The 4617-nt window shown below is 71.4% G+C and carries 5 protein-coding genes; all 5 read right to left on the reverse strand.

The genetic code is table 11. The features are described 5' to 3' along the window. Positions 1–574 (reverse strand): 2Fe-2S iron-sulfur cluster-binding protein (locus AC0CYZ_RS06095; protein WP_472213344.1); only part of this gene is annotated, 574 nt, incomplete at its 3' end. Further along, a complete protein-coding gene (nuoF, locus tag AC0CYZ_RS06100) occupies positions 574–1956 on the reverse strand; it encodes an NADH-quinone oxidoreductase subunit NuoF (RefSeq protein WP_472213346.1) in 1383 nt (460 codons plus the stop codon). The genes AC0CYZ_RS06095 and nuoF, both read right to left, overlap by 1 nt. Next, positions 1953–2711 (reverse strand): NADH-quinone oxidoreductase subunit NuoE, encoded by a 759-nt coding sequence (gene nuoE / locus AC0CYZ_RS06105; protein WP_472213349.1) that lies wholly within the window; start codon positions 2709–2711, stop codon positions 1953–1955. Before nuoE ends, nuoF begins: the two co-directional genes overlap by 4 nt. Next, on the reverse strand, positions 2708–4060 hold the full coding sequence (locus tag AC0CYZ_RS06110; RefSeq protein WP_472213351.1) for an NADH-quinone oxidoreductase subunit D: 1353 nt from the start codon (positions 4058–4060) through the stop codon (positions 2708–2710). The genes nuoE and AC0CYZ_RS06110 overlap by 4 nt, the downstream gene beginning before the upstream one ends. Beyond that, a partial coding sequence (locus AC0CYZ_RS06115; RefSeq protein ID WP_472213352.1) for an NADH-quinone oxidoreductase subunit C occupies positions 4057–4617 on the reverse strand: 561 nt, incomplete at its 5' end. The genes AC0CYZ_RS06115 and AC0CYZ_RS06110, both read right to left, overlap by 4 nt.

A 4617-nucleotide genomic window follows, 5' to 3' on the forward strand; every position in this document is an offset into this window, starting at 1 on the left:
GCTCGAGCAGCTCGATGAAGTCGTCGCCCGCGATCTGCTCGGAGAACCGGGTGCAACGCTGGCAGAGCACGCAGCGCTCGCGGTCGAGCAGCACCTCGTCGGAGATCGGCAGCGGCTTCGCGAACGTCCGCTTCTGCTCGACGAACCGCGACTCGGCGCGCCCCGAGGACATCGCCTGGTTCTGCAGCGGGCACTCGCCGCCCTTGTCGCAGACCGGGCAGTCCAGCGGGTGGTTGATCAGCAGCAGCTCCATCACGCCCTGCTGGGCCTTGTCGGCCACCGGCGAGGTGTGCTGGGTCTTGACGACCATGCCGTCGGCGACGGTCATCGTGCAGCTGGCCTGCGGCTTCGGCATCGGCCGGCCGCCCATCTCCACCTCGACCAGGCACTGGCGGCAGGCGCCGGCCGGGTCCAGCAACGGGTGGTCGCAGAACCGGGGGACGACGATGCCGAGGCGCTCGCAGGTCCGGATGAGGAGCTCGCCCTTCGGCGCGTCGACGGTCGTCCCGTCGATCGTCAGCCGGACGTGGCCCTCGGGGACCGGGGGTGCCTCCTGCTCGGGGGCCTGTGTCATCAGTGCGCTCCGGCGAGAACTCGGTCGGTGGCGGCGGGCTCCTGCTTCTCGCAGAGGTCGAGGAACTCCTGCCGGAAGTACTTGATGCCGCTGGTGATCGGCGAGACGGCCCCGTCGCCGAGCGCGCAGAACGAGCGGCCGAGCACGTTGGAGCAGACGTCGAGCAGCGTGTCGATGTCGGCCTCGGTGCCGTGGCCCTCGGTCAGCCGGCGCAGGATCCCGGCGAGCCAGTAGCAGCCCTCGCGGCACGGCGTGCACTTGCCGCAGGACTCGTGCTCGTAGAACTCGGTCCACTTCATGACCGCCCACGGGACCGAGACGGTCTCGTTGAAGATCATCAGTGCGGTGGTGCCGAGCATGGAGCCCGCCTCGACGGCGCCCTCGAAGTCCAGCGGGACGTCGAGGTGCTCGTCGGTGAACAACGGCGTCGAGGACCCGCCCGGCGTCCAGAACTTGAGCGGGATCCCGTCCTTCATCCCGCCGGCCATCTCCAGGAGCTCGCGCAGCGTCGTCCCCAGCGGCGCCTCGTACTGGCCGGGCTTCTCCACGTGCCCGGACAGCGAGTAGATCTTCGGCCCGGGCGAGCGCTCGCGGCCCATCGTCCGGAACCAGTCCGTGCCGCCCGCGACGATCGACGGGACCGTCGCGATGGTCTCGACGTTGTTCACCACGGTCGGGGCCGCGTAGAGGCCCGCCGTCGCGGGGAACGGCGGCTTGAGGCGCGGCTGGCCGCGGCGGCCCTCGAGGGAGTCGAGCAGCGCCGTCTCCTCGCCGCAGATGTAGGCGCCCGCGCCGGCGTGCACGACGATGTCGAGGTCGAAGCCGCTGCCGTGGATGTCGCGGCCGAGGTGGCCCGCGTCGTAGGCCTCCTTGACCGCCCAGTGCAGCCGGCGGATGGCGTGGACGATCTCGCCGCGGACGTAGATCGCGCAGAAGTTCGCGCGGATCGCGTACGAGGTGATGATGCAGCCCTCGATGAGGCTGTGGGGGTCGGCCATCATCAGCGGGGTGTCCTTGCAGGTCCCCGGCTCGCCCTCGTCGGCGTTGATGACGAGGTACTTCGGCTTGAACTGCGGGGCGTCCTTCGTGGCCCCGGTGGGCTCCTCGCCCGGCTTGGGCTGCGGGATGAAGGACCACTTCATGCCCGTCGGGAAGCCCGCGCCGCCGCGGCCGCGCAGCCCGGAGTCCTTGACGAGGCTCACCAGGTCGGCCGGGGCGGTGGCGAAGGCGGTGTCGAGCGCCTCGTAGCCGCCGAGCTCGGTGTAGTGGCGCAGCGTCCACGACTCGGGCAGCAGCCAGCGCCGCGTCAGCACCGGGGTGAGCGGGTCGGGCCGGTACTCCTCGACTTCACCCGCCCGCCCCGCTCCGGTCGTCTCGGTCATGACGGGCCTCCCGGGAGTTCGGTGGCTTCGGTGGTGCGGTCGGGGCCCCGGTCCGGCATCGGCGGGGCGGTCCAGCCGCGGTCCTCGGCGAGCTGCGCGCCGGCCAGGGTGGCCTCGTCCGCGCTCGGCCCCGCGTTGGCCGCCGCGCCCCCGAGTTCCGGCTCGTCGAAGAACCCGGCGAGGAGCAGCTCGATGCGGCGGAAGTCCGTCAGCGGGGCCCCGCGCGTCGGGTGCGGCTTCTCCCCCCGCTGCAGGGCGTCGACGATCTCGAGCGCGGAGTCGACCGTCTGGCGGTCGAAGAACTCGTAGTCGACCGTGAGCACCGGTGCGAGGTCGCAGGCCGCGAGGCACTCGGCGTGCTCGATCGTGAGGCTGCCGGGCTCGCCCGGGGTGCCCGAGGTCTCCTCGTGCCCGATGCCGCCGAGGCGCTCGCGGACCGCTGCGTAGATGTCGTCGCCGCCCAGGGCCGCGCAGAGCGTGTTGGTGCAGACGCTGACGAGGTGCTCGCCGACCGGCTCGCGCTTGTACATCGTGTAGAAGGTCGCGACGGCCGAGACCTCGGCGGCGGTGATGTCGAGGACCTCGGCGCAGAAGGCGACGCCGGCCCGGCCCACGTAGCCCTCGACGTGCTGCACGAGGTGCAGGAGCGGGAGCAGCGCGGAGCGCGGGTGCGGGTAGCGGGCGACGATCGCCGCGGCCCGCTCGCGCTGGCCGTCGAAGATCGACAGGTCGACCTCGTTGACCGTGGACGTCATCGGTCGCAGCCCCCCATCACGGGATCGAGGCTCGCCAGGGCCGCGATGACGTCGGAGACCATCCCGCCCTCGCACATCGCCGGCGCGGCCTGCAGGTTGACGAAGCTGGGCTCGCGCAGGTGCACCCGCAGCGGGCGGGTGCCGCCGTCGGAGACCAGGTGCGCGCCGAGCTCGCCGCGCGGCGACTCGATCGGCACGTAGGCCTGGCCCGGCGGCACCTTGAAGCCCTCGGTGACCAGCTTGAAGTGGTGGATCAGCGACTCCATCGACTGGCCCATGATCTTGCGGACGTGGTCGAGCGAGTTGCCCATGCCGTCCGCGCCGATCGAGAGCTTGGCCGGCCACGCGATCTTGGCGTCCTCGACCATCACGGGACCGGGCTCGAGGGCGGCCACGGCCTGCCGGATGATCCGCAGGGACTGGTGCATCTCCTCGACGCGCAGCTTGTAGCGCGCGAACGAGTCGGCGGCGGTGTCCGTCGGGACCTCGAAGTCGTACTGCTCGTAGCCCAGGTACGGGTCGACCTTGCGCAGGTCCCAGGCCAGGCCCGCGGAGCGCAGGATCGGCCCGGTGACGCCGAGCGAGAGGCACCCGTCGAGGGGCAGGTAGCCGATTCCGACGAGGCGCTGCTGCCAGATGGCGTTGCCGGTGAGCAGCTGGTGGAAGCCGGGGAGGCGCGAGTCCATGACGTCGCAGAACTCCTCGATGCGCTTCTCCGCGCCCTCGGGCAGGTCCTGGACGACGCCGCCGGGCCGGATGAACGCGTGGTTCATGCGCAGCCCGGTCAGGAACTCGAGCAGGTGCAGGACCTCCTCGCGCTCCCGGAAGCCGTTCGTCATGCCGGTGAGCGCGCCGAGCTCCATCCCGCCGGTGGCGAGGGCGACGAGGTGCGAGCCGATCCGGTTGATCTCCATGAGGAGCACCCGGATGACCTGGGCCCGCGTCGGGGCCTCGATGCCGAGCAGCCGCTCGATCGACAGGCAGTACGCGGTCTCGGTGAACAGCGGCGCGAGGTAGTCGCAGCGCGTCACGAACGTGACGCCCTGGGTCCAGGTGCGGTACTCGCAGTTCTTCTCGATGCCGGTGTGCAGGTAGCCGATGACCAGTCGGCAGTCGGTCACCGTCTCGCCCGAGATCTCCAGCACGAGGCGCAGCACGCCGTGCGTCGAGGGGTGCTGCGGCCCCATGTTGATGACGATGCGCTCGTCGCCCGAGCTCTCGCCGAGCAGCTCGTCCCAGTCGCCGCCCGTGACCGTGTAGACGGTGCCCTCGGTGGTCTCGCGGGAGGAGGCGGCGTACGGGTCGGACACGGTGGGGTCGGTGTCGGTGGTGGGCACGTCGGTGCTCATGTGTAGGCCCTCCGCTGGTCGGGCGGCGGGATCTCGGCGCCCTTGTACTCGACCGGGATGCCGCCCAGCGGATAGCTCTTGCGCTGCGGGTGGCCGTTCCAGTCGTCCGGCATGAGGATCCGGGTCAGGCTCGGGTGGCCGTCGTAGACGATGCCGAACATGTCCCAGGTCTCGCGCTCGTGCCAGTCCGCCGTCGGGTAGACCGGCACGAGCGACGGGCAGTGCGCGTCGTCGAGGTCCAGGCAGACCTCGAGGCGCAGCCGCCGGCGGTAGGTCATCGAGAGCAGCTGGACCACGGAGTGCAGCTGCTGCGGGATGCCCTCGCCGTAGTCGACGCCGGACACCCCGGAGCAGAACTCGAAGCGCAGCGCGGGGTCGTCGCGCAGCGTGCGGGCCAGCGTCGGGAGGTGCTCGCGGGCGACGTACCAGGTCATCTCGCCGCGGTCGACGGTCACCTGCGGGACGGCCTCGTCGAACGTGGTGACGCCGCCGTCGTCGAGCGCCGCGGCGGTCTCGTCGACGACCTCGTCGAACCAGCCGCCGTAGGGGCGCTCGGC

This window comes from Actinomycetospora sp. (genome assembly GCF_055612215.1).

Bases quoted from the DNA above. Each gene is read 5' to 3' on its own strand.
- nuoE (WP_472213349.1), bottom strand. From the start codon at position 2,711: ATGACGTCCACGGTCAACGAGGTCGACCTGTCGATCTTCGACGGCCAG.
- nuoF (WP_472213346.1), bottom strand. From the start codon at position 1,956: ATGACCGAGACGACCGGAGCGGGGCGGGCGGGTGAAGTCGAGGAGTAC.
- AC0CYZ_RS06110 (WP_472213351.1), bottom strand. From the start codon at position 4,060: ATGAGCACCGACGTGCCCACCACCGACACCGACCCCACCGTGTCCGAC.